Annotated in this window: 18 protein-coding genes; 10 read left to right on the top strand and 8 right to left on the bottom strand. The window is 59.8% G+C overall.

Going from position 1 to position 22,843, the window contains the following annotated elements:
- Nucleotides 1-98: 98 nt before the first annotated feature.
- Entirely contained in the window at nt 99-1,841 is a 1,743-nt protein-coding gene (locus MSL71_RS06165) for a sigma 54-interacting transcriptional regulator (protein ID WP_180137870.1), read from the bottom strand.
- A 682-nt stretch (nt 1,842-2,523) separates the two neighbouring features.
- Between MSL71_RS06165 and MSL71_RS06160 the strand changes: the two genes are divergently transcribed.
- Nucleotides 2,524-3,123, top strand: coding sequence for a class I SAM-dependent methyltransferase (locus MSL71_RS06160; protein ID WP_180137869.1), 600 nt, complete (start codon nt 2,524-2,526; stop codon nt 3,121-3,123).
- 16 nt (nt 3,124-3,139) lie between these two features.
- Here the strand turns inward: MSL71_RS06160 and MSL71_RS06155 are convergent, their stop codons facing one another.
- Nucleotides 3,140-3,946, bottom strand: coding sequence for a MerR family transcriptional regulator (locus MSL71_RS06155; protein ID WP_180137867.1), 807 nt, complete (start codon nt 3,944-3,946; stop codon nt 3,140-3,142).
- Between the two features lie 569 nt (nt 3,947-4,515).
- Here MSL71_RS06155 and MSL71_RS06150 point away from each other — a divergent pair.
- A complete protein-coding gene (locus MSL71_RS06150) occupies nt 4,516-5,901 on the top strand; it encodes an MATE family efflux transporter (protein ID WP_180137865.1) in 1,386 nt (461 codons plus the stop codon).
- On the opposite strand, the gene MSL71_RS06145 is transcribed toward MSL71_RS06150, so the two are convergent.
- The 6 genes from MSL71_RS06145 to pyrE all read right to left on the bottom strand — a co-directional run bounded on the left by MSL71_RS06145 (nt 5,898) and on the right by pyrE (nt 14,868).
- A complete protein-coding gene (locus MSL71_RS06145) occupies nt 5,898-7,217 on the bottom strand; it encodes a sensor histidine kinase (RefSeq protein ID WP_180137863.1) in 1,320 nt (439 codons plus the stop codon). The genes MSL71_RS06150 and MSL71_RS06145 overlap by 4 nt on opposite strands.
- Nucleotides 7,214-7,903: a response regulator transcription factor gene (locus tag MSL71_RS06140; protein ID WP_281374449.1), complete on the bottom strand. Its 690-nt coding sequence runs from the start codon at nt 7,901-7,903 to the stop codon at nt 7,214-7,216. The genes MSL71_RS06145 and MSL71_RS06140 overlap by 4 nt, the downstream gene beginning before the upstream one ends.
- A 232-nt stretch (nt 7,904-8,135) precedes the next feature.
- Nucleotides 8,136-9,470: a TolC family protein gene (locus tag MSL71_RS06135; protein ID WP_180137861.1), complete on the bottom strand. Its 1,335-nt coding sequence runs from the start codon at nt 9,468-9,470 to the stop codon at nt 8,136-8,138.
- Between the two features lie 66 nt (nt 9,471-9,536).
- Nucleotides 9,537-12,728, bottom strand: a complete 3,192-nt coding sequence (locus tag MSL71_RS06130) for an efflux RND transporter permease subunit (RefSeq protein ID WP_180137859.1) — start codon at nt 12,726-12,728, stop codon at nt 9,537-9,539.
- Complete coding sequence (locus MSL71_RS06125; RefSeq protein WP_180137857.1) at nt 12,725-13,918, bottom strand: efflux RND transporter periplasmic adaptor subunit; 1,194 nt, start codon at nt 13,916-13,918, stop codon at nt 12,725-12,727. The genes MSL71_RS06130 and MSL71_RS06125 overlap by 4 nt, the downstream gene beginning before the upstream one ends.
- 389 nt (nt 13,919-14,307) lie before the next feature.
- Nucleotides 14,308-14,868 carry an orotate phosphoribosyltransferase gene (gene pyrE / locus MSL71_RS06120; protein ID WP_180137855.1) on the bottom strand — a complete coding sequence of 187 codons (561 nt, stop codon included), beginning with the start codon at nt 14,866-14,868 and terminating at the stop codon, nt 14,308-14,310.
- A gap of 294 nt (nt 14,869-15,162) precedes the next feature.
- Here pyrE and MSL71_RS06115 point away from each other — a divergent pair, with 294 nt between their 5' ends.
- The 8 genes from MSL71_RS06115 to obgE all read left to right on the top strand — a co-directional run bounded on the left by MSL71_RS06115 (nt 15,163) and on the right by obgE (nt 22,723).
- Complete coding sequence (locus MSL71_RS06115; protein WP_180137853.1) at nt 15,163-15,870, top strand: cell division ATP-binding protein FtsE; 708 nt, start codon at nt 15,163-15,165, stop codon at nt 15,868-15,870.
- An 8-nt stretch (nt 15,871-15,878) separates the two neighbouring features.
- A complete protein-coding gene (locus MSL71_RS06110; protein ID WP_180137851.1) occupies nt 15,879-16,748 on the top strand; it encodes a cell division protein FtsX in 870 nt (289 codons plus the stop codon).
- On the top strand, nt 16,703-18,118 hold the full coding sequence (locus MSL71_RS06105; RefSeq protein ID WP_180137849.1) for a peptidoglycan DD-metalloendopeptidase family protein: 1,416 nt from the start codon (nt 16,703-16,705) through the stop codon (nt 18,116-18,118). Before MSL71_RS06110 ends, MSL71_RS06105 begins: the two co-directional genes overlap by 46 nt.
- 147 nt (nt 18,119-18,265) lie before the next feature.
- Complete coding sequence (locus MSL71_RS06100) at nt 18,266-19,510, top strand: S41 family peptidase (RefSeq protein ID WP_180137847.1); 1,245 nt, start codon at nt 18,266-18,268, stop codon at nt 19,508-19,510.
- A gap of 265 nt (nt 19,511-19,775) precedes the next feature.
- Nucleotides 19,776-20,717 (top strand): divergent polysaccharide deacetylase family protein, encoded by a 942-nt coding sequence (locus tag MSL71_RS06095; RefSeq protein WP_180137845.1) that lies wholly within the window; start codon nt 19,776-19,778, stop codon nt 20,715-20,717.
- Nucleotides 20,718-20,998: 281 nt separating this feature from the next.
- Nucleotides 20,999-21,310, top strand: coding sequence for a 50S ribosomal protein L21 (gene rplU / locus MSL71_RS06090; protein WP_180137843.1), 312 nt, complete (start codon nt 20,999-21,001; stop codon nt 21,308-21,310).
- Nucleotides 21,311-21,464: 154 nt separating this feature from the next.
- The gene (gene rpmA / locus MSL71_RS06085; RefSeq protein ID WP_180137841.1) at nt 21,465-21,719 is read left to right on the top strand and encodes a 50S ribosomal protein L27; all 255 of its coding nucleotides are present in this window, start codon (nt 21,465-21,467) and stop codon (nt 21,717-21,719) included.
- The gene (obgE, locus tag MSL71_RS06080) at nt 21,716-22,723 is read left to right on the top strand and encodes a GTPase ObgE (RefSeq protein WP_180137839.1); all 1,008 of its coding nucleotides are present in this window, start codon (nt 21,716-21,718) and stop codon (nt 22,721-22,723) included. Before rpmA ends, obgE begins: the two co-directional genes overlap by 4 nt.
- Nucleotides 22,724-22,843: the final 120 nt, after the last annotated feature.

Genomic DNA, 22,843 nt, shown 5'->3' with positions numbered 1-22,843 from the left:
ATGTGGCACTGGTGCCACGTGCGGTGGGAGGGCAGGACGTAACGGATCGGGATTACAGGTGTAAGGCGGCTGCGGGGCAAAAATGTCCCGCCGGGGGACTATTCGATTCCGTAGCCTTTGAGTTTTCGGAACAGGGTTTTTCGGTGCACCCCGAGAAGCTCTGCGGCCCGGGCTTTCTGCCAGCGGGTTGATTCCAGGGTGCGCAGGATGTGTGCCTTTTCCACCTCGGCCAGGACCTCGCCAAGGGGCCTGGGGCACCCCTCCTCCCGGGGTTCCGGCGGCAGGTCTGCATGGGGCTCCGGAATGGGCAGGTCAAGGCGGGTCATGGTGATGTACCGGTGGATCACGTTCTGGAGCTCCCGGATGTTGCCGGGCCAGGGGTGGGCCTGGAGCCGGCTCATGACATGGGAGGGGATCACGGGGAGTTTTTCTCCGGTGACCAGTTTTTCCAGAAAGTGGTGGATGAGAAAGGGGAGGTCGTCGAGCCGGTCCCGCAAGGGGGGCAGGGTGATGGGGATGACGCTGATGCGGTAGAAGAAATCTTCGCGCATGAGGCCGTGCTTCACGAGCTCTTCCGGGTTTTTGTTGGTGGCGGCGATGATGCGGATATCCGGGTAGACCGTCTCGCGGCCCCCCACGGGGAGGAAACCGCCCCCTTCGATGGCCCTCAGGAGCTTGGCCTGCATGTTGAGGTCGATCTCTCCGAGTTCGTCCATGAAGAGGGTGCCTCCGTGTGCCAGCTCCAAAAGCCCTTTTGTGTCCCGGTCCGCACCGGAGAAGGCGCCTTTTTTGTATCCGAAGAATTCACTCTCCATGAGTTTTTCTGGGATTGCCGCGCAGTTCACGGGCACGAATTTTCCCCCGGCCCGGTCGCTCAGGTCGTGGACCGCCTTGGAGACCAGCTCCTTTCCGGTGCCGGACTCCCCGTAGACGATGACGTTGGCTGTGGTCCGGGACGCCTTGAGGATGGTCTCCAGGACATCCTGCATGGGCTTGCTCCGACCGATGATGGTTCCCATTGCGTGGGATTGTTTGACCCGGGTCTCCAGGTGGTGGAGGCGTTCGGTAAGGGCCCGCTCCTGCCTTTTGCGTTCCGTGATGTTGCGGAGGATCCCCAGCACCTCATTTCCGGCCAGGGCGATGATCCGGGCCTCGTACCACTGGGTGCCCCGGACCTCGGCCCATTTGAATTCAAATCGCTGGACCGTGTGGTTGGCAAGGGCCCTGCCGATGGCGTCCATGGCCTCTTCATATTTCTCCCGGGGCAGAAAGTCGGAGAGGTGGCTGCCGGCATATGGGGCTTTCCCTCCGGCCATGGAGCCCTCCGGCCCCTTGTAGGTGGTGATGCGACCGCTCTCCATGATGCGGATGATGGTGTCGGGGATGGCGTTCAAGATACCCCGGGTCACCTTTTCGCTCTCCTGGAGGGCCTCCTGGGCCCGGACCCGTTCGGTGATGTTGTTAAAGAAGGTGAGGCTTGCGGGGCGCCCGTCCCAGAGGATCTCAATGGCGTGGATCTCGAACCAGACGATCTCTCCGTCCTTGGTGATGAGGCGGAAGGGGTAGACCTGGGGAACGGACTCGTGGTTCATCCGTTTTCGGTAGCGGATGTCCACCAGGGACGCGTCGTCCGGATGGACAAAGTCCCCGTAGGGATGGCCTACCAGTTCGTGGGCCTCGTACCGGAGGACTTTGACGCCGTTGGCGTTGACGTTTCGGATGATGCCGTCCTGAAGCACGATGATGGCGTCGCTCGAATTTTCGAAAAGGGGAAGGTTGTCCGTCTCAAAGCCCATGGCACTGCTCCGTCTGTTGGTCTCCGATTTGAAAGAGGTATCCACGAGACCTACTAAATGGCGGGCCATAAGGAAAGGGTGTTCTAAAAAAAAGAGGGCAGTGTCTCCACAGTTTTTACTTAAAAAATGAAAATAAATGATTGTTCGCTTTTTCGTCTCTGTGGATATCCTTTTGTCTGACCCGGTAGATCCAAGACACCTGTGTTTCGGGCTCCTTGACATAAAAGAGGGTGCTATGGAAAATCCACGAGGAACGTTCCCCACAGAAAACCATCGAAAAAATAAAATGAATGAATATTCGTTTAAAAGTATTTGGCTGAAAAATTCAAGGGGGTTGGCGCGATGCGTTCACGGCTGCTTCGCAGCTCCGAGGTGTCAGCTTTGGGGCCGAAGGGGACGGGTGGCCACCTCGGTTTTTCACGGGGGGGGGCCGTTGGTGCAAAAGGGGGGGAATCCGCTGTCTGGGAAAAGACGGCAGGAACATTTTGGTCCGTTTCACAGATAAACGAATGCTCGTTTGGGCGGTCCCGTTGATAACGTGTTGCTTCACTCAGTCAGGCAATGCTTGCCTTTAATCCTCTGGAAGCTATAGAAGAAGATGGCACTGCGATAGCGACGCGTGGTGCTTCGTGTATTGGGCCACGGTGCCTTCTCAGAAACTTATATAATAAATAAATGTTCGTTCTCTTAAAGATGCCGGAAAATGAATATGTTGGGAGCCTTTGCCATGGATGACAGCACACGGGACTATTACGAGCAGGAGGCGCAGCGGTTTTTCGACGCCACCGTGAACATCGACCCCACCCCCATTCTTACCCCCCTGGCCGAGGCCCTTTTGCCCGGGGCCAGGATCCTTGATATCGGCTGCGGTTCCGGCCGGGACCTTCTCTGGTTAAAGGAGAGGGGCTTTTACCCCCATGGGCTGGAGCCCTCCCCTGCCCTGGCCGCCCTGGCCGAAACCCATTCGGGCTGCCCCGTGACCGTCGGGGAGCTCACCACCACCGATTTTCTGGATCGCCCCTGGGACGGCATCCTGGTTTCCGGGGTGCTCGTTCATCTTCCCCACGGGACGGTGCCCGGTCATCTTCTCCGCCTTGCAGGAGCCCTGGCAGACGGCGGTCGCCTGTATGTTTCGGTGAAAGAGGGCAAAGGGGAAGGGACCGATGCCGATGACCGCTCCTTTTATTACTGGCAGGATGACGATTTCAGGCAGGTCGCCCAAGGGGCCGGGTTGTCGGTTCTCTCCATGTCACGCTCCGCGTCAGCCCGGGGCAACGCGGATATCTGGCTGGGTTATCTGTTGAAAGCGGAAGGGGGGACGTCATAAGAGGCGCCCTGGTGACTTACGGGGCGGGACTTTTGGTTACCGGCATGCGGATTTCAATGAGGTAATCGTCTTCACGGGGGACGGCCAGGGAATTAAGGAGGACCTTTTCAATGGCTGTGTTGTCGGTTGTGTACCCCTGCCGGGCGATATGCGCCCACAGCTTCGCCCTGGACAGGGGGAGGTCTTCGAAACGCCCCTTGTGGTAGAGGTATGCATATTCTCCCGCCGGGATGGTGGCCCCTGTGGCCCCGGGAACTTGGAGGGCGACGCTTTGAAAGCGCTCTTCTGTCTCCGGGGAGACCTCGGCGCAGGTCAACAGCTCGTGGTCTTCTGCCTGGTCGTTTCCGCGGGTGATTTGAAACAGCTTTTTGATGGCAAGCTCCAGGGCATAGAGGTCATGGGGGGATTCCACCGGCTCTCGGACGACATGCATGGTGTCGAACCACCGGATGCCCATGTCCATGGGGTCGATGGTTCGCCGGCTTTTCAGGGCGGTGATGATGGATGACAGCCGCCCGCGGGTTCGCTTGATCTCAAGGATCTTTTGCCGGATCAACGACTCCTGATCTTCGAGAATCGTGATTCGCTCGTCAATGGACTCTTTGGTCAGGTAGGTTTTGATCTCTTCAAGCTTCATCCCCAGGTTTTTCAGGCAGAGGATCACATCCAGGTCTTCGAACTGGTCCAGGGTGTAGTACCGGTATCCTGTTCTGCTGTGGACCTCCCTGGGCTTAAAAAGGCCGATCCTGTCGTAGTGGAGCAGGCTCTGCTTAGAAATATTGTGCAATCTCGCCATCTCTCCGGCCATAAATTTAACCTGCATGACGCCTCCTTTTTTCTTGACCCTATAGTAACTATATACCTTAAGAGATGACCATTTTCATATCGTAATTTTTTAGCTTAATGCCTCCGGCGGCCCTGCCGGGGGCCAAACGTTTAAAAAGTTTGATAAACAGGTCTCAAGTAATCATTCATAGGCTCCGCCGAAACAATTCCGACATTTTCGCACCCGTGCTTCGTTTTGATCGCCCTTCGGGGCGATCAAAACGAAGCGCGGATGCATTAGAAACGTTTTTTGCGGAGCTTTTCTTCAAAAAAGCGGCCCGCCGGAGGCAACTGAATAGTTACACAGGTTGTAACTATTCAGCTTATGCCTCCGGCGGCCCTGCCGGGGGCTAAACTTTTAAAAAGTTTAACAAACAGGTTTTAAAAAATCTTTTTGAGTGAATTTTTACTTTAAAGGCGGATGTGATTTGACCCGAGGAACGAGGGGCAAAACACATCCGCAACCTGCTTTCAAGGTGGCACACCTTGCCGCCGGAGGCTTCTTTGTTTTTTTCCCTCTATAGAGGGTAGCCTTTTGGCAGATGAAGCGTTACTCGACATACATTCATGAGAGCGAAGACCAAGATGGAAGAGCATTTTAAAAGAGAGTGGGGCATGGGGGATTTCCTCCGGTTTGTCACCCCGTCCATATTGAGCATTATCACCATTTCCCTTTACATGGTGGTGGATGGTCTTTTTGTGTCCCGGTATGCCGGGCCCCTTGCCCTGGCCGCCATGAACATCACGATGCCCTTGTTCAGTTTTTGCTTCGGCATCGGCATCATGGTGGCCGCCGGGTCCAGCGCCATCATCGGCATTGAGCTGGGGGAGGGGAACCGGGAAGGCGCCAACCGCCATTTTTCCCTGGCCTTTGCGAGCCTTGTGGTGGTGGCGGTGACAATTCTTGTGATGCTGAAGGGGGTGGGGGGGGAGCGGATCTCCCGGCTCCTGGGGGCCACGGATACCCTGCTTCCATACTGCGCCGTGTATCTCAAGGCCTTTGGGGTGGGGCTCGCGGTTGTGGTGCTGCAGATTTTTTTCGAGTTTTTTATCCGGCTGGACGGCAAGCCCGTGTGGGCCTTTTACATCACCCTGGCAGGCGGGTTTACCAATATCCTTCTGGACTACCTGCTCATCGTGCGCCTGGACATGGGGCTCCACGGTGCGGGCGTGGCCTCGGCGGCGGGTATCGGGCTCTCCGGTGCGATGGGGATCTTCTATTTTTTGAAGCGTTCTGTTTCCCTTACCTTCACCCGGCCAAAGCTTGATGTCCCGTTTTTGCGGGATACCGTCCTGAACGGCTCTTCCGAGATGATCTCGGAGATCGCCAGCGGGGTAAAAACCCTGGTTTTCAATCTGGTGATCATCACGTATGCCGGAGAAAAGGGCGTGGCGGCCCTCTCCATTATCATGTACCTCTACTTTATGCTCTCTTCCCTGTACATCGGCCTCAGCATGGGGGTGGCTCCTGTTCTCAGCTTTAACTACGGCGCCCGGAACGTGGAAAAGCTCAAGGGCTTGATCGGCCACTCGTTCCGTGTCATCGGCGTCACGTCCCTGGTCACCTTTGTACTCACCTGGGTGTGGGGTGGGCAGGTTATCCGCCTGTTTGCCGAGGGGCAGCCCGTGGTGACGGCTGTTGCCGAAGGGGGGCTTAAGATCGTTACCTTCACCTTTCTGATCAATGGGTTGACGATCTTCAGTTCGGCTTTTTTCACCGCTATGAACAACGGGAAAATTTCTGCGCTCCTCACCTTTTTGCGGACCTTTGTCTTTACCCTTGGCTTTGTCTGGTTTCTCCCACGGGTCATGGGGCTGCCCGGGGTCTGGATGTCGGTGCCTGCGGCTGAGCTGGCAACCCTTGTGGTCTGCCTTTGGTTTGCCAGGGCCTATGGCGGGGTCTACCTCTCCCCCGGCTGTGGCCGGGACCTTCAAGGCGTGACCCGGGCTTAAAAGGTGATGCGAACCCGGGTCCCGTGGGCCCGGGACGAGATGGCAAGGTCCCAGCCCGCCTGGTCGCAGACGCGCTTGACGATGGACAGGCCGATGCCGTGGCCCTGGCTTGCTTCGCATTTGACGAAAGGATCGGTGATCTGGTCGATGACGGTGGGGTCAATGCCCGGTCCCGTGTCTTCCACCTCAAACCACAAAGGCTCCAGCCGTACGGTGACGGTACCCACCCGTGTGTAGGTGCAGGCGTTGCGGATGAGGTTGGAGACGGCCATCTTGAAATCGGGGCCCGACACATCAAGGCTCGGATTCCCGGTGCACTCGAAGGAGAGGATGACGCCCTTTCCTTCCACGAGGTAGCCGCTTTCCTGCATGGCATCCTTCACCAGGGTGTCGGCTGAAAAAGATGCGGTCCCCATGGCTGTCTCTTCCCGCGCTTTCAGCAGCAGGCTCTCGATGAGGGTTTCCATTTCCGAGACCGAGCGCTGGATGCGGTTGAGGGGGCGCTGGATGTTTTTTTTGTCTTTTTCGGTGAGCTGCTCCATGAGTTCCACGGCCCCTTTGATAACCGTCACAGGGGTCCGGAGTTCATGGCTGGCGTCCCGGGTGAACTGCTGTTCCCGCTCGATGAAGGCCCGGATGCGCTTGTTGGTGCTGTCCATGGCCCGGGCCAGGGCCCCCACCTCGTCGTGGCTGTACTCTTCGGAGAATCCCACTGGCAGGTCTTCGGGCCGGGAGCGGCTGACCCGCTCCAGCAGTCTGGCCATGGGGTGGATCAGCAGGTGGGCGTTGGCAAGGCCCACGATGATGCTTAAGGCCGCCGCCACGAAAAAGCCGTACCGAAACACCCTGTCTATCTGGTCATGGAGGCCGAATCGCGCCTCAAATCCCCCGTCATCGATGATGAAGTAGAGCTTTTTCTCTTGTCCGGGCAGGCTTCGGATGAGGTACCGGTGGAAGGCTGGCCCTCCGATGCCGTCGGGCCTGCTTGAAAAGTAGGTCCCGTCCGGAAGGCCCCGAAGCAGGTCTCGAAAGTTGGGCGGGATGTCCTCGATCTCATCGTAAATATTGATAAACAGGCTCCGGGTGAGAATGGGGGCCTTGTCTTCGTCGTAGTTGTCCAGGTAGTTTTTGATCTCCTCCTGGACGCGAAAGTTCTCCATTTTGTTATGAATTTGGCGCATCTGGTGAGAGACGGCCAGGCCGTAGCCCAGGGTCAGCAGGGAGCCGAAGAGCACAAAGGAGAGAAAGACCCGAAACGCGTGGGTTTTGAAAAATCTCGGTTTGTGTTCCCTGGGCGGGCGTTGGGGGCGCATCATGAGGTTGCCTCCACCCGGTACCCGATTCCGTGGAGGGTATGGAGCAGCGGGTCGTTGAATGGTTTGTCGATTTTGGTGCGCAGGGTGTAGAGGTGGGACCTCAGGGCATCGCTCCCCGGCGGGGTGTCCCCCCAGAGGGCATGCTCAAGCTCCCTGCGGGTGACCACATGGGGGGAGGCCTCCATCAGGCGCTTCAAGATGGTGAGGCAGGTGTGGTTCAGTTCGATTTCGCGGCCCTTTCGGTGCACCTTGAGGGTGGCGGTGTTCAGGGTGAGGTCCCCCACCCGGAGGAGGGCCGCTGCGGGCTTGCTGCTTCGCCTGGACAGGGCCATCACCCGTGCGGCCAGTTCTTCCAGGGCAAAGGGTTTCACCAGGTAGTCGTCGGCCCCGGTGTCAAACCCGGCAAGCTTGTCGTCCAGGGTGTCCCGGGCGGTGAGCATGAGGACGGGGGTGGCTTTTCCTCCCTCCTGTCGGAGCTTGGCACAGAGGGTCAGGCCGTCCATGCCGGGGAGCATCAGGTCCAGGATGATCACATCGTACGCCTCGGTGAGGGCCAGGTGCAGGCCGGTGATGCCGTCCATGGCAAAGTCGGTGAGGTGGCCGCGGGCGTCGAAGTAGTCGCCGATGTTTTCGGCAATGTCCCGGTTGTCCTCGATGATCAGAATGCGCAACGCGTTGTGTGTCATGTCCGTGCCTTCTCCGTTGCAGGGGATACATCCCCTGCATCCCAGGTTCGCCTTGCCTCCGGCGGGTCGCTTTTTTGAAAAAAAGCTCCGCAAAAAACTTTCCGAAAGATTAGAACAGTCAAAATCGCTGAAATTCATGTCAACGCTGTCAAGGTCTGTTTGTCAAACTTTTCAAATGTTTGGCCCCCGGCAGGGCCGCCGGAGGCGCATTTTTCACCCTTGCTTTGATATCTCACCTGGTCAGGTTTGTCCCGGTGACAGACCGGATCTTTTCCCATGCGGTGAGGAGGCTCACCCGGGCGTCCACGAGGCCGCCTTCGGCGCTGACCAGGTTGTTCTGGGCTTCGTTGAGTTTCACCACGCCTGTTTTTCCCGCACGGTACTCCTCTTCCACCAGGTCCCGGCTCTGCCGGGTCAGGGCCACGGTCTCCTCCTGAAGCTTAACCTGCCTGAAGGCCGTGTCAATCTCTTCCACTGCTTCCCGCACCTCTTTTTTAACGGTCAGGGCCACGTCTTCCAGATTGTGACGGGCTTCCCGACGGGCGGCTTCGGCTTCGGTCACCTTTGCCCGGGTTTCGCCGCCGGAAAAGAGGTTCAGTTTTACGGTGACCCCGATGCTGCTGCCGAAGTCATCTCCTTCGTAGCGTGCGTCGTCCTCCCGGGAACCGGACAAGGCCCCCGTGAGGCTGACGGTGGGGTAGTAGCCGGAGCGGGCAATTCCCACGGCGCTTTCCGCCTGTTTGACGTTTGAATCGCTCTGGGCAAGGTCCGGGCGCAGGGTCAGGGCCGTGGTGATCAGGTCTTCGGTGACAAGGGGGGCGGTGTCCCAGGTACCGGTTGTTTCAAGGGGGGCCAGGGTGAGGTCCCCGGGCAGGGCGGCCTCGTCAAGGCCCATGAGGGCCGCCAGGCCGGTGAGGGCCACGGCGTGGTTTTTTTCTGCGGTGAGCAGGGTGGCTGCGGCCGTGTTGACCTTGATCTTGAAGTTAAGCACATCGCTCAGGGAGCCTGCCCCTGCTTTGTGGCGGGCCTCGGCCTCCTTCAGTTGCCTTGCGTTGTACGCTTTGTCCGACAGGGCAATGGCGATATTTTCCTCTGCGCTCTGGAGGGTGTAGTAGCTCTGGGCCACGTTAAAGATCAGGAGGCGCCGCGCGTCTTTTTCCGCCGCCACCGAAGCTGTCTCTCCGTACCTGGCCGATTTGAGGTTATAGGATCTGCTGAACCCGTCAAAGAGGGTCAGGGTGGCGGAAAGGGATGCATCGTATGTGTCTCCGTCGTTGGCCAGGGTGGCGTTGGCCGCGTCCTCCGTGTGGGTGAGGGAGGTGGCGGCGTCGAGGCTGGGAAACCAGGCCGCCTCTTTTTGCCTGACCTGTTGCCGGGCCTGCTCGATGCGATCCTGCACCGCCTGGATGGAGGGGTTCCCGGAGACCGCAATGTCCTGGGCCGTGGCCAGGTCCAGGACCTTGAGGGAGGCAATGGGCTGCGGGCCTGCCTGGCCTGCTACCGCCGGAAGGACCGCGACCAGGGCCATCAGGCCGATGTAAACGAGAATACGTGCTTTCAAAAACATGGTTGTGTACCTGTGTGTCGAGGAGTTCAAACATGGGCCCCCGGCGGGATTGCCGGGGGCACGGCATCAGGTGTCGCTGCCTGCGTGGACAGGCCGTTGGGTCCCGTGATCTTGTGGCGATGGTGCCAGCAGTCGGGCCAGGGCACACCGGCCGTCATGGATGACCACCATAAGGGCCGGGACCAGCAGGAGGGTGAGAACCGTGGCAAAGGTGACCCCTGCCGCCAGGGAGACCCCCATGGGGACCATGGTGGCGGCGGCCGGGTCGGTTTCCAGGATCAGCGGCAGGAGCCCGCCCACGGTGGTGACGCTGGTGAGCATCACCGACCGGAACCGCCGGACACCCCCGGAGACCACGGCGTTCACCAGGGGCATCCCCTGCCCCAGGTTGGTGTTGATGCGGTCGATGAGGACAATGGCATCGTTGACCACCACCCCGGAGAGGGCCACCATGCCGAAGACGCTGAACAACGAGAGGTTCAGCCCCAGGATCGCATGGCCCAGGACCGCACCGATGAGGCCGAAGGGCACGGTGAGCAGGATGATGAGGGGCTGGATATAGGAGCGGAACATGGCGGCCACGATCATGTAGATGCTCAGCACGGCCAGGGGGTACCACAGGGCAAGGCTTCCAAAGGCTTCTTTGTCCTTTTCCGCGTTGCCCTTGAGGCGTACCTCCACGTCCCATTTTTTTTCCAACGTGCTGAAAAACCCATCGCCCAGCTCTTCCAGCACCTCCCCTGCAACGAGCTTGGTGCTGTCCACGTCGGCGCTGACCGTGACCTGGCGGCGGTTGTCGGTGCGGGTGATGGTCGAATACCCGGGACGGATCTCCATGTCGGCAACGGCCTTCACCGGCACCATGGTGCCGTCGGGGGATTTGACCATGAGGTCCTTGAGGCTCTCCAGGGTGTTTCGTTCTGCCTCGGTGTAGGTGACCTTCACGTCCACCTCATCGTTTCCACGCTGGATCTTGACGGCCTCTTTGCCGAAGTAGGCGGCAAAGGCCTGGTCGGCAAGGTCCCTCACCGTGATCCCCAGGTTTCGGGCTTCAGGTTTTAAGGTGAAGCGTATTTCGTTTTTACCGGGGGAGCTGTCGCTTTCGATGCGGAAGACCCCGTCGATCTGCCTGAGCCTCTCCATGACCTCGCCTGCTGCCCCGGTAAGGGCGTCAAGGGCGTCCCCTTCTAAGGCGATTTCGATGTCTCCTCCGGGGGGGCCTCCGCTTCCTGAGGTGTAGGTAAGCTTTTCCACTCCGGGGATCTCCCCCACCTCCTGTTCCCAGGCCAGGCAGATATCCCGGGTGTGGAGACCGCGCTCCGAGGCGTTGAGCAGGGCGACCTGCACCCCGCCCAGGTTGGCGCCTGTACTGCCCATGGATCCCATGTGGCTGTTGACGGCCTGGCCGGTGACGGTGAGCATGTGTTTCACCAGGGGGGCGCCCGAGGCGGTGTCGGTTTTTTCTGCCAGAGAGCGCATGCCGGCTTCGATGCGCTGTACGGCAGCCTGGGTTACCCCATAGGGCGTCCCTTCCGGGAAGGTGAGCTGGGCGGCCAATTCAAATCCGTCGCGTTCGGGAAACATGTTGTATTTGAGGAGCCCGCCCCGAAAAAGGCCCACCGTGGTAAGGGCGATGGCCACGGCCACGCACACGGCCAGGTAGCGGTGGGTGAGCACCGAGATCAGCACGGGGCGGTAGACGGCTTCGGCCACACGCTCCATGCTGGCCACGCTCCGGGTGTGAAAGGCTTCCAGGGCACGCATCGGCCGAAACCGTGACCGGGTTTGCCTGTTGGGATCCGGCAGGTTGGAGAGGTGGGCAGGCAGGAGGATCAGGCACTCCACCAGGGAGATCACAAGGCAGGCAATGACGGCCACGGCAAGGCAGACAATGACCTTTCCCATGGTGCCCTGGATATGCATCAGGGGAACAAAGGCCAGCACCGTTGTCGCCACGGCCGCAAGGACCGGCATCCCCACTTCCATGAGGCCGTTTACGGCTGCGGCAAGGGGGCCTGCCCCGTTTTTTCTCTGAACGTAGACCGCCTCACCCACCACAATGGCGTCGTCGGCCACGATGCCCAGGACCATGATCAGCCCGAAGAGGGAGACGGTGTTGATGGTGTATCCGGTGAGCCAGAGGATGGCCAGGCCCCCGGCCAGGGAGACGGGGATGCCCATACCGGCCCAGAAGGCCAGGCGGGTGTCGAGGAAGAGCCAGAGGACGGCAAAGACGAGGATCAGGCCCATGATGCCGTTTTTCTGAAGGATGCCGATGCTGGTGCGGATCTCTTCGGTGTTGTCGGAGAGGATGGAGATGCGGGCGCCGGGGGGAAGGGTGCGGTTTGTCTCTTCCACGTAGCGGGTGACCCGGTCGGCAATGGTGATGGCGTCTTCCAGTTCGGTTTTGGACACCACCACCAGGGCCATGGGGTTGCCCTGGGATTGGATGGCGAGCTTGTCCTGATGAAAATCATCCTTGATGGTGGCCAGCTGGCCCAGGGTGAGGTTTTCTCCCCCGGTGCCTGCCACCACCACAATGTCTGCCAGCTCTTTACCGGAGTAGCGCTTGCCCACGGTTCGGACGCTGAACTCTTCTCCGCTGGTTTTCACCTTGCCGCCGGAGAGGTTCAGGCTGGTGTTTGAGATGACGGTGGCCACATCGGACAGGGTCAGGTCGTATTTCCGCAGGATCTCTTCGGAGAGTTCCACCGTGATCTGGTAGTCCCGGGTACCGGTGACCTCCACCTGGGAGATCTCCGGCAGGTACGTGAGTTCGTCTTCAATGGTGTCTGCCCATGTTTTGAGGGTCTTTTCGTCCATTTCCCCGCTCACCCCCAGGGTCATGACCGGAAAGATGACGGTGGGCACGTTGACCACCGGGTTGTCCGCGTCGTCGGGAAAGGTGGAGATCTGGTCGATTTCGTTTTTGACCCGGTCGTAGACCTTTTCCGTGTCGTACCCGTACTTGACGGTGATGACCGTTGCAGAGCTGCCCTCCGTGGAGGTGGTGGTGTAGGTGTCGATGCCTTCCACCGAGTCGATGGCGTCTTCCACCTTCCGGGAGATTCCCTCTTCCGTGTCTTCGGGGGAGGCGCCGTCCCAGGCGAGGTTTACGGTGACGGTGTCCAGGGTCATGGATGGAAAATCTTCCCGGATCATAAGCATGGCAGCCCCGATGCCCCCAAGGAGGATGATGATCAGCAGGATGTTGGCAAATACCGTATTTCGGGCAAAGGCTTCGGCGATTTTTTTCATCGGGTCCCCCCCGAGGCCAGCTCCTTGGGAACGGTGATGGAGAGCAGGGCGTTTTCAAGGGGGCTTGCCAGGCGGCTCGTGATCACCCGGGTGCCTTCGTCGAGCCCGGCAGACACATAGGTAAATCCATCGTGGGTGTAGGCTGTTTCCACGGAAACGGTCTTCAGGCGCCCGTTGTTGTCGATGCGCACGGCGCCGCTGGAGGTGACGGCATGGGAGGGCAGGGGGATGAGGTGGTCCAGGGATTTTCCAGGGATGGCGACCCGGCAGAACATCCCCTCGGTGATGGGAAAGCCCTCCTGGGACTGCCCGTTCATCTGAACGGCAACATAGACGGTGCGGGAGGCGGCGTCGTAGCGCACGACCCGGTCCAGGGTGCCGGTGGCCGTCGCGGCGCTGTCGTTCCAGGAGACGAGGCACTCTTTGGGGACCAGGGGGCCGAACCAGGTGGTGGGGGCAGCGCCCTTAGCAAATTCCAGGAACATGGCCGCTTCGTCTCCCTTGATGGGGACGGCCACTTCCAGGAGGGCGTCATCGGCAAGGGTCAGCACCTGGGTTCCGGCCGTGAGGTACTGATCCATTTCAATGGAGACGGATTTGACCCGGGCCCTGAAGGGGGCGCGGACCGTTGATTTTTTCAGGTTCAGCTCGGTTTCGGCCAGGGAATGGGCCAGCTGGTCCACGGAATCCCGTGCCGTGTTGTAGGCCTGCTCTGCGGTTTCCACGTCGGAGAGGCTGCCGGTCTTCATGGTGTCGAAGAGCCGCCGGGTCCGTTCGTACTCTTTTTTCAGGAGGTCCCGGTTGCGTTTCAGGGTCACGAGGCGGCGCTCGGCCGTGGTTTGATCTATGGTAAGGGCCTCGGTGTCCAGCCCGAAGAGGAGTTCACCTTTTTCGATGACCTCTCCCTCTTCGAGGTTGGGATGAAGGGCCACCACCCGGCCGGAGACCTCCGGGCTCAAGGCCACGGTGTTGAGGGCCGTCACCTCACCGTAGCCTGAGATCACGGTTTGGACCTCCCGGGAGCGTGCTTCGGTGACCTCTACGGCCAAAGGCGTTTCCGGGATGTCGAGGGCTTCGGGCGGTTTTTTGAGTCCGGCCAGGGCCTTCATGGCGAAGAGGCCCGTCAGGAGGACCAGGGCGCACAGCGCTGCCCTCGCCTTGGGGGATCGATGGTTGGTTATATTCGGCATCTGTTTGTTCCTTCTTTCAGTTGAGAATAGCCATTGGTTGATGTCAGGCTACGTGAAAGGGTGTGAAACAGATGTGAAACCCATGTGAAATTTTCGTGAAACCAGAGGTCCGCGAATGCTCCAACCCTCGTCCCTCGGGGTGTCGCATTCGTTTACGGGCTTCGCCCGTGGTGAGCGGTGAAGAGGGGGGAGTTGGCTCCGGCGGCCCTGCCGGGGGCAAGCTGAATGGTGACAAAAAAAGCCATGGAGAAACTTATCTCCATGGCTATTGTGCGTTTTTTTACGGGCGCAGCCCGTCAGCATATGTGAAGTGGCGAGGAACGAGCCTCTGAGCATGTGCGAACCTGGGGTGCAGGGGAGTTATCCCCTGCATGCCGGAGGCATTTTCGTTACAGTGAAACCCCCAGGTGCTTCATGAGGTCGTCGCGGGTGATGATGGAGCGGACGTCTTCCACGTGCTCCTTGATGTTTTCCACGCCGCCTTCCTGGCGATCGATGAGGGTGATGACGCGGACCACTTCCAGGCCCTGGACGCGGGCGCGCTCGATGGCCTTTATGGTGGAGCCGCCGGTGGTGACCACGTCGTCGATGATGACCACTTTCTCGCCCTTGGCCATGTCCCCTTCCACCCAGTTGATGATGCCGTGGTCCTTGAGTTCCTTGCGGATAGAGAAGGCCTTTATGGGTTTTCCGCCCAGCTCGGAGGCAAAGGAGGTGGCCACGGCAATGGGGTCGGCGCCGAAGGTGAGGCCGCCGATGCCGGTGATGTCGAGGTCCTTGACGGCGTCGAAGACCAGGTTCCCTACAAGGACCATGCCCCTGGGGGAGAGGGTGGTGGGCTTGCAGTTCACGTAGAAGTGGCTCATTTTGCCCGAGGCCAGTTTAAAGGTGGGCTCTTCGGAAAATTTGAAGGAGGTTTTGCAGACAATATCTAAAAGTTCGTTTTTCATGGAAGGTCCCCTTAAAGAGTTCTGGATAAAAATCGGTTGCTTTTGTCCTAGGTGATGGCTATGTAAAAAGGTCACGGACAATATCCGACCTGTAGATACAGGAAACCTCCACTGATGGAAGAAGCCATTTGGGATAGTCAGTGGAGGCTCACACGTAAGGAAAACCGTTTTGCGGCACTCCTTGACTCGTGCAAGTCCAATTACCAGAAAATGGGGTGAAAAATCAACGGGAATCGTTTCGGTGGAAATGGATTTTTCCCAATGGGTCCCGCCCTTTCCCCCGGACCGGAGCCTATGACACAGCCAGACCCTGCGGACGACGCCGTCATCCGTCTCTTCAATGTCAGCAAGCGTTTCGGCGCCAAGCTGGCCCTCTCCAATATTACCCTGGATATTCACAAAGGGGAGTGGCTTTATGTGACCGGCCCGTCGGGTGCGGGCAAGTCCACCCTCCTCAAGCTCTTTTACCTGGGCGAGAAGACCACCAGCGGCCAGGTTCTTGCCTTTGGCACCAACATGAACCGGCTCACCGCCAAGGAGGTGCCCTTCCTGCGCCGCCGGTTCGGCATCATTTTCCAGGATTTCAAGCTCATTCCCAACCGCAACGTTTTTGAAAACGTGGCCCTGGTCCTGGAGGCCCGGGGAGAGCCCCGGAACATGATCGACAAGCGCACCCGGAACATCCTGCGCCATGCGGGTATGGACAAGCGCATGGACGCCATGCCCGCGAGCCTCTCCGGCGGGGAGCAGCAGCGGGTGGCCGTGGCCCGGGCCATTGCCGGTCAGCCGGACGTGATCCTGGCCGACGAGCCCACGGGCAGCCTGGACCCGAAGTCCGCAGAGATTATCATCGGCCTTCTGGCCGCCTACCATGAAAAGGGGGCCACGGTGATGGTGGCCACCCATGACCGGGAGCTCCTGGCCCGGAAACAGGGGCGGATCATCCGCCTGGAAGAGGGCCGCCTGGTGGCGCCGGAGCCCGTGGGAGGTGGACGGCCATGAGACGCCACATGAAGCGAACACTCAAGGATTTTACCAGCCACGCCTTTCTCCACGGCATCACCGTGGTGACCATTGCTCTTACCATTCTCATTGCAGGGGCTCTGCTCCTGGTGGTGGAGAACGGAGAAGCGGTGATCTCTTCGTGGAAAAACGGGGTGCGGGTCATGGTCTACTTAAAGGACGGAGCCGCCTCGGCAGATGTGGAGGAGGCCGGCCATGCCCTGGAAACCATGGGCGGCGTGGCCAGGGTCTCCTTTATCTCCCGGGACGAGGCCCTCACCGACCTGATGGAGAGCATGGAAGGGCAAAGCTCCCTTTTTGAGGGGCTGGGGGAGAACCCCCTGCCCGATGCCTACGAGGTGGAAGTGACCCCCGAAGCCGCGGAGTGGGAGCAGGTCCAGGCCATGGCGGCTGCCATGGTGAGGTTACCCGCCGTGGACGACGTGGAGTACGGGCGGTCCTGGCTGGCCCGGGTCTCCCATCTGCTGGGCATGGTGGAGCTGGCCGGGGTGGCCCTGGCCGGTCTTTTTTTTATTGTGGCCCTGTTTATCGTGTACAACACCGTGCGCCTGGCCCTTTACTCCCGCAGGGACGAGATTGAGATCATGCAGCTTGTGGGGGCCACGGGTGCGTTTATCAAGATTCCCCTTTACCTGGCCGGGGTGCTGGAGGGGGCCATGGGGTCACTCCTGGCGCTTCTGGCCCTGTTCGGGGCTTACGCGCTCTTTGCCTCGGGCACGGGGGGCGGCCCCGAGGCCTTTGATTTGTCGTTTCTCTCTCCGGTGTCCATGGGGGGAGTCTTTCTCTACGGGATTTTTGTGGGGTGGTTCGGATGTTTTTTGTCTCTTCGAGAATTTATGAAAGAAGCCTCCTCCTGATCCTGGGGGTTCTTCTTCTGGGGGGACCGGTGGCTGCCCTGGCCGGAGGGCCGGATCGCGTCGTGGTGGTGGCCGACACCCTCAACGTGCGGCGGCACCCCGCAGCCTCGGCCGAGGTGCTCTGGACCCTGTCCCGGGGGGACGTGGGCCTGGTGGAGCGCCGCGCAGGGGACTGGGTTCTGGTGCGGGTGGACAGGGGGCGGGGCTACATTGCCGTCTCCGAGCGGCTGGCCGTTCTCTACACCGAAAAGGCTCCCCGCACCGTGAAGAAGAAGGGCGGCAAGGCTGCCCCGGTCTCCGAGAAGGGGGCCAACACCTCTTTGGCCGGGATCCGTAAGGCGGTGCAGGCCGAGGAGAAAAAGCTCCTGGCCGTGCGCAAGGAGGAGCGGGACGTGATCCGCGAGCTGGACCGGTTTAACGCCTCGCTGTCCCAGGCACGGAAAAGGGAGCGGGAGCTCAACCGGGAGCTTGCTGCGGTGGAGGCCAAGGTGTCTGCCGCCCTTAAGGCGAAGAGCCGCGTGGAGGCAGATATCCGCGTGGGGCGAAAGCGGCTCATGGCGCGTCTGGTGGCCTATCACAAGCTGAACCAGATCGGCGAGATGAACACCTTTGCCGCCTCGGGCTCCTTCCACGACATGGTGGTGAAGAAGCGGGCCCTGGCCCGCATCCTGGGCAGCGATGCTGTGTTGCTGACCCGGTACACCGCCTTGCTCCGGGAGCGAAAAGGCGTGGAAGCGCAGCTTTCCGCCGAGCGGACGGCCCTGGCCGCTGCCGCCGCCGAGCATGGAAAGGTCCTGGCCGATGTGGAGGCACGGTATCGCAAGCGGGCGGCCATGCTCAAGGAGGTCCGGGAGAAAGAAAAGCTCAGCCTGGCGGCCATTGCCGAAATGAAAGAGGCCGAGCGGATCCTGGAGGCCAAGGTGGCGGAGCTGGCCAAGGCAAGGAAAGCCCTTTCCTCGAAAAATCGCTTTGTTCGGTATAAAGGCTTGTTGAAATACCCTGTAACCGGTAAAATTGTGTCATCATTCGGGCGCCACAAAGATCCCCGCATGAACGTCACCACCTTTGAAAACGGCATCAGCATCCGGACCCAGCGAGGGGAGCCGGTGCGTGCCGTCTCTTCCGGTGAAGTGCTCTTCGCAGACTGGCTGCAGGGGTACGGCAATCTCCTCATCATCAACCACGGTGAGAGCTGGTACACCCTCTACGCCCACACCGACGAGATGTTCAAAACGAAAGGCGATCGCGTGGACGCACGGGAAGTGATCGCCACCGTCGGGGACTCCAGCCTCTCCGGGTATCCCGATCTCCATTTCGAAATTCGACACCACGGCAAACCTCTCAACCCCGGTCCCTGGTTTAAAAAATAAGGGGCGGCATTCCCATGGCGTGAGCCTGGAAGGCCTCCCTTTGTGGCCCTGCGTGTATCCTGCACGGGCGCAGGTGTCCCTCGACGTTGTTCGGGGGGCTTGCGCTGGCCCCGGCGTTTTCACATCCTTTTATGGAGATACCTGCCTATGAAGCGCGTGTATATGATCGTGACCCTCATCGCTCTGCTCGTTCCCTTTGCCGCGTCCGCGGCGGAGAACGGCACCTACCGGAACCTGCGGATCTTCACCGACGTCATCGAAGAGATCGAACGGAGCTATGTGGACGAGCCCGACTCCGAAAAGCTCATCGAAGAGGCCATCAAGGGGATGGTCAACAGCCTGGATCCCCACTCGGCCCTTTTGCCGCCCCAGGCCCACAGCGAACTCCAGGAGGACACCCGGGGGCGCTTTTCCGGGGTGGGGCTGGTGCTGGCCATCCGAAACGAGAAGCTGACGGTGGTGTCGCCCATTGAAGGCTCACCGGCCAAGGAAGCCGGGATTCGGAACGGGGATGTGATCATCGCCGTGGACGGTGAAAAGACCGCCGCCCTGACCATGGAGGAGTCCATTACCCTCATGCGGGGGCCCAGGGGGAGCATGGTGACCCTGACGGTCCTTCAAAAGCAGGGGGGAAAAGAGGTGGACCTTACCCTGCGCCGGGACGAGATCCCCCTGCAGTCCGTGGCCCACTACGAGCTGAAGCGGGGGTTCCCCTTTATCGCGGTGACCTCCTTCAACGACAACACCGCCCGGGATTTTGAAGCGGCCCTTGTGGCCCATGAGGCACGCGGGCCTGTGAAAGGGCTGGTCTTGGACCTTCGGGACAATCCCGGCGGCATCCTTCAGCAGGCCGTGGACATGGTGGACCTTTTCCTCGACGAAGGGGTGATCGTCTCCATCAAGGGGCGAGACGAGGAGCAGCGCCAGGTGTGGCGGGCCACCACCGAGAAGGCGGTGCGCAGCTTTCCCGTGGTGGTGCTCATCAACGGCGGGTCGGCCAGTGCATCGGAGATCGTGGCCGGGGCCATGAAAGACCACAAGCGGGGGCTTATCCTGGGAACCACCAGCTTTGGCAAAGGGTCTGTCCAGAACATCATCCCTCTCTCCGACGGGTACGGCCTGAAGCTGACCGTGGCCCTCTACTACACCCCCTCCGGGGTCTCCATCCAGGCCCGCGGCATTGTGCCCGATGTGGAGCTTCCCTTCCAGGAGATGGCCTTTACCCCGGAAGAGAAGCACCTGGCGGAGCGGGACCTGCCCAACCACATTGAGGTCAGTGGGGCCCAGGAGGAGGAACCCCTGCTCAAGGCACCGGAACGCCTGAGGCGGGACAACCAGGTCCAGCGGGCCCTGGAACTGCTGCTGAGTCGGGATATTTTCGGCAACGGGTGATGGGGTCGGGCGATTTTTCCATGACCTTGCCCCCCTCCTTGGGGTATGAAGGGGCGACGTAACGATTCAGTTTTTATGCCTCCGGCGGCCCCGCCGGGGGCTAAACGTTTAATACGTTGAACAAACAGGCATTGAAGACAATGGCTTGAAAGCATTTTCTTTTAGGCGGATGCGCTTTGGCGCTGAATGGTTGCGGCACGAAAAAAATGACTGTGTGGTGCCACCGCGGGGTGGCTGCGATAAGTGGAACCGGGAAAGGGAGACCATGGCAGGGGCCAAAAAAAAGAAGAAAAAAGGGAGCGCAAAGGCGCCCTCCAGCAGTTCATTCGGGCGGGTGGCTTTTGCCATATCGCTTGTGGCGTGTATCGTGGTGGTGTCAGGCCTTTTGCTGATAAAGTACCTGCCCCCCAGGATGGTGCCCCAGAAACACGCGGCGGTGCGCAAGTCCGACCTTGCCACCATCCCTCCCCAGTATGAGGTGTTTGAAAAACACGCGGTGCCCGACCGGGAGGAACGTCCGGTGGTACCGCCGGCGCCCCACAAACCCACCCTGGTCCTGATCATCGACGACATCGGGTACAGCGAGTCCGCGGCCTATGACCTCATGGCTCTGGATTCGAACATCACCCTCTCCATTCTTCCCGGCAGCCCCCACGGCAAGGACATTGCCGGAGCGGCCCGGAAAAAGGGGATGGAGCTTATGCTTCATCAGCCCATGGAACCCAACGAATATCCCAGGGTGGATCCCGGTCCCGGAGCGCTTTTCGAGGCCATGGACCCGGACCAGCTGCTCCAGACCCTGGAGGCGAACCTCACGGCTTATCCCGGGGTCAAGGGGGTGAACAACCACATGGGCTCCAGGCTCACCTCCCTGTCTCCGCAGATGTACCAGGTGATGACCCTTTTAAAGCAGAAGGGGCTCTACTTCATCGACAGCCGCACATCGTCAAAGACGGTGAGCCGGTCGGCAGCCCGGCTCATGCAGGTACCCTTTGCCGAGCGGGACGTCTTTCTGGACCATGTCCAGTCCCGTGAGGCCGTGGTGCGCCAGGTGAAGAAGATGCTGGCCATTGCCGAGAAGCACGGCAGCGCCGTGGGCATCGGCCACCCCCACAAGGTCACCTGCACGGTCCTTGCGGAGATGATGCCGGAGATTCATCGGCGGGTGACCCTGGTTCGGCCCTCTGCCCTGGTGGCGCAACCGTGATTCCGTGGCAGGGAAAGCTTTGGGTTGAAATTTTTTTTTGCCGTGGTATTGTAGGGGATTGACCATGATGTGATCATGGTCCCGCGTGGGCCGGTTATGACAGCCCACAACATGTGAGACCCACAACGGAACCCCGGATTTGTCGGCATTTTCACGGGTGAGGGCTACCCTTACGCGAAAAATGCAAAATATTTCTTGACAAATCGCTTAAGGTTTTTAGAATGGTTGGGTTTTTTTGATCCAGAGGCTCAAGTTAGAAAGCACAATTGGGAGAATAAACTATGTATGCTGTAGTTGCTACGGGCGGCAAGCAATATAAGGTTCAGGAAGGCGAGATCCTGCGAGTTGAGAAGCTCGCCGGGGACGTCGGATCCACCGTGACCTTCGATCAGGTCCTGATGACCTCCGACGGCACCGATGTTGCCCTGGGAGCACCCGTTCTCGAGGGCGCCGAAGTGACCGGCACCATCGTCGAGCAGGACAAGTCCAAGAAGGTTCTTGTATTCAAGTACAAGCGCCGCAAGCGGTATCGCAAGATGCAGGGCCATCGTCAGCCCTATACCGCCGTTAAAATCAACACGATCAAGGCGTAAGTCGGCCGCTCCGCGTGCGGAGCTTCCGCAGGACGTGATGCCGGCAGAAAAATCAGTGAACAACAGAGGTGCCCTCCCCTTGCGGTGGGCATTGGGTTTTTTTAGCGGCAGCACCTCCATACAGACACCTACACGGCTTTAAGGAGTATTCGAAATGGCACATAAAAAAGCTGGCGGCAGTACCAAAAACGGTCGCGACAGTAACGCGCAGCGACGCGGGATCAAGAAGTACGGTGGCGAGGCGGTTAAATCCGGCAACATCCTTGTTCGTCAGGTTGGCACCTCCATCCACCCCGGCAATAACGTCGGCCTTGGCAAAGACTTCACCCTCTTTGCCACCATCGACGGTGTGGTCAAGTATGAGCGCATGGGTCGCAGCCGCAAAAAAGTCAGTGTATATGCCGCGTGAAATTCATAGACGAAGCAACCATCACTGTTCAATCCGGTAACGGAGGCAGGGGCTGCGTCAGCTTTCGACGAGAGAAGTTCATCGAATTCGGAGGCCCCGACGGCGGAGATGGCGGCGACGGCGGTGACGTGGTTCTCGAAGCCACGATCAACACGCGCACCCTGTACGAGTTCAGGCACAAGCGTCTGATCAAAGCCGACAACGGCGGCTACGGCATGGGTGCCAACCGACACGGCAAAAACGGTAAAGATATCGTTGTATATCTCCCTGCCGGCACGGTGGTCAGCAATGCAGAAACCGGGGAGATCATTCATGACTTCGTGAACCCCGGTGAACGCTTTGTGATCGCCAAGGGCGGTCAGGGGGGGCGCGGAAACAAACGGTTTACCACGTCGCGCAACCGAGCCCCCCGTTTTGCCCAGACCGGCGAAGAGGGCGAAGTCCTGACCATCCATCTCGAGCTGAAACTGCTTGCGGATGTGGGGATCGTCGGGTTCCCCAATGCCGGAAAGTCGACCCTCATTCGAGTCATCTCGTCGGCCCGACCCAAAACGGCCGACTACCCCTTTACCACCCTGACCCCCAGCATCGGTATGGTTCAGCATGAGTGGGGTGAACCCTTTGCCGTGGCCGATATTCCCGGTCTCATCGAAGGGGCCCATGAAGGCGTTGGCCTGGGAACGACGTTTCTCAAGCACATTGAACGCACACGCATGCTGGTGCACCTCATTGATGCCTCAGCCATCGACCCGGACAATCCACTGGCCCAGTACGATGCCATCAACCGGGAGCTTTTTCTCTTCAGCGACACACTCAAGGAGAGGGAACAGCTTGTGGTTCTCAACAAGCTGGACATCACCGGGGCGGAGGAGAACGCCGATGCCTTTGAAAAGGCATTGGGAGACACGCCTGTCCTGCGTATTTCAGCGGCGTCGACCCAAGGGGTGGACACCCTTAAAGCGAAGTTGAACCAGGCGGTCAACGGCACCGAACGGGATGAGTAAGACCGGCGCTCAGCGCGCCGTCTGTCTCATGCCGTTTTTGTCGTTTCGACGGCCCGGTTGCCTTGGCTTGTTCAATTCTTTTGCGAGACCCCCGTGGATGATGCGTTCGTGATTCGTCAC

It is taken from the genome of Desulfoluna butyratoxydans (assembly GCF_900699765.1).
Taxonomy (GTDB): Bacteria; Desulfobacterota; Desulfobacteria; order Desulfobacterales; family Desulfolunaceae; genus Desulfoluna; species Desulfoluna butyratoxydans.
This window is presented reverse-complemented; position numbering and strand designations above follow the sequence as displayed.

What these genes read in the sequence shown, in the direction of transcription:
- MSL71_RS06155 (WP_180137867.1), bottom strand. Translation starts at nt 3,946, where the DNA reads ATGCAGGTTAAATTTATGGCCGGAGAGATGGCGAGATTGCACAATATT.
- MSL71_RS06130 (WP_180137859.1), bottom strand. Translation starts at nt 12,728, where the DNA reads ATGAAAAAAATCGCCGAAGCCTTTGCCCGAAATACGGTATTTGCCAAC.
- rplU (WP_180137843.1), top strand. Translation starts at nt 20,999, where the DNA reads ATGTATGCTGTAGTTGCTACGGGCGGCAAGCAATATAAGGTTCAGGAA.
- MSL71_RS06115 (WP_180137853.1), top strand. Translation starts at nt 15,163, where the DNA reads ATGACACAGCCAGACCCTGCGGACGACGCCGTCATCCGTCTCTTCAAT.
- MSL71_RS06125 (WP_180137857.1), bottom strand. Translation starts at nt 13,918, where the DNA reads ATGCCGAATATAACCAACCATCGATCCCCCAAGGCGAGGGCAGCGCTG.
- rpmA (WP_180137841.1), top strand. Translation starts at nt 21,465, where the DNA reads ATGGCACATAAAAAAGCTGGCGGCAGTACCAAAAACGGTCGCGACAGT.
- MSL71_RS06135 (WP_180137861.1), bottom strand. Translation starts at nt 9,470, where the DNA reads ATGTTTTTGAAAGCACGTATTCTCGTTTACATCGGCCTGATGGCCCTG.
- pyrE (WP_180137855.1), bottom strand. Translation starts at nt 14,868, where the DNA reads ATGAAAAACGAACTTTTAGATATTGTCTGCAAAACCTCCTTCAAATTT.
- MSL71_RS06140 (WP_281374449.1), bottom strand. Translation starts at nt 7,903, where the DNA reads ATGACACACAACGCGTTGCGCATTCTGATCATCGAGGACAACCGGGAC.
- MSL71_RS06145 (WP_180137863.1), bottom strand. Translation starts at nt 7,217, where the DNA reads ATGATGCGCCCCCAACGCCCGCCCAGGGAACACAAACCGAGATTTTTC.
- MSL71_RS06150 (WP_180137865.1), top strand. Translation starts at nt 4,516, where the DNA reads ATGAGAGCGAAGACCAAGATGGAAGAGCATTTTAAAAGAGAGTGGGGC.
- MSL71_RS06160 (WP_180137869.1), top strand. Translation starts at nt 2,524, where the DNA reads ATGGATGACAGCACACGGGACTATTACGAGCAGGAGGCGCAGCGGTTT.
- MSL71_RS06110 (WP_180137851.1), top strand. Translation starts at nt 15,879, where the DNA reads ATGAAGCGAACACTCAAGGATTTTACCAGCCACGCCTTTCTCCACGGC.
- MSL71_RS06100 (WP_180137847.1), top strand. Translation starts at nt 18,266, where the DNA reads ATGAAGCGCGTGTATATGATCGTGACCCTCATCGCTCTGCTCGTTCCC.
- MSL71_RS06105 (WP_180137849.1), top strand. Translation starts at nt 16,703, where the DNA reads ATGTTTTTTGTCTCTTCGAGAATTTATGAAAGAAGCCTCCTCCTGATC.
- MSL71_RS06095 (WP_180137845.1), top strand. Translation starts at nt 19,776, where the DNA reads ATGGCAGGGGCCAAAAAAAAGAAGAAAAAAGGGAGCGCAAAGGCGCCC.